The 844-nt window shown below is 57.5% G+C and carries 2 protein-coding genes; one reads left to right on the forward strand and one right to left on the reverse strand.

Going from position 1 to position 844, the window contains the following annotated elements; genetic code table 11:
• Positions 1 to 2: 2 nt before the first annotated feature.
• Positions 3 to 404, reverse strand: coding sequence for a hypothetical protein (locus NW858_RS07810; protein WP_414377715.1), 402 nt, complete (start codon positions 402 to 404; stop codon positions 3 to 5).
• 166 nt (positions 405 to 570) lie between these two features.
• Between NW858_RS07810 and NW858_RS07815 the strand changes: the two genes are divergently transcribed.
• Positions 571 to 844, forward strand: a 274-nt coding sequence (locus tag NW858_RS07815; RefSeq protein WP_414520237.1) for a Ycf66 family protein, incomplete at its 3' end; no start/stop codon positions are given.

The following is an 844-nucleotide window of genomic DNA, read 5'->3' on the forward strand; positions in this document are numbered from 1 at the left end:
GTCTAGGAAGATAGCTTCTCCCGCAAGCGAGCTTCCCACTGCTGCAGTTGCTCTTGGCGGGCAGCCACCTCGGCTTCGCGACGACTCAGCTCTTGGCTTTGCCGGGTTAAAGATTGGCGCCAGCTTTCGATCTCCGCCAAGTCGGCTAGGCTGCAGGCCTGCGAGAGGCTGTGCAACATCTCCACCAACTTCATCGCCGCCTCTTCCACCCGCTGTACCTGCCGATTTTCCGCAAGCTCAACCAGCAGCAATACCCCCACGTTGTAGGAGGCTGCCTCCTTGGAGGTAACCCGTTCCGGCTGGCGCAGCGGCGTCCAAACTCTACCCTCGGCTTGCTGCGCCAAGAGCTGCAGCTCCGCCTGGCCAAAAAGACTTTTCTTGTCTACCCGCGCCAGATACAGCATGAAGCCTACTGGAATGTACAGGCCATCCTAGCACCGATCCCCTTCCTTTGAGGGATCCTGCCCTAAAACCGGGAGGGTTGTCCCCGGGAGGATTGATGTTAGGATCGGCTGTGAAATGGGCAAGGCCTGACGCCTTCCTGTTTTCATCAGTTTAGGGATCCCTGGCATGTTTCTCACCCAAAGCCCCTATTTTTTGATGGCAGCGCTGGTGGCGATTGCTAGTGGGGCCATCTTTGCCGTTCGCTTTATCAAGCGCGAGGCCTCCGCAGAGTCGGATGTGATTTTCGCAACGATGGGCCTGATCTATTCCGTCTGTCTGCTCTTGGAAGGTCAGCGCCTGATCCCGTTGCTGTTTTTTGCCCAGGTGCTGTTGGCGGTAGTGGCCGGCTGGTTTGCCCTCGAAACTTTCCGATTGCGGATCCTCCTGAACGAAAAGGTAC

The sequence above is a fragment of the Synechococcus sp. H55.10 genome, assembly GCF_047502715.1.
Taxonomy (GTDB): Bacteria; Cyanobacteriota; Cyanobacteriia; order Thermostichales; family Thermostichaceae; genus Thermostichus.

Bases quoted from the DNA above. Each gene is read 5' to 3' on its own strand.
- NW858_RS07810 (WP_414377715.1), bottom strand. From the start codon at position 404: ATGCTGTATCTGGCGCGGGTAGACAAGAAAAGTCTTTTTGGCCAGGCG.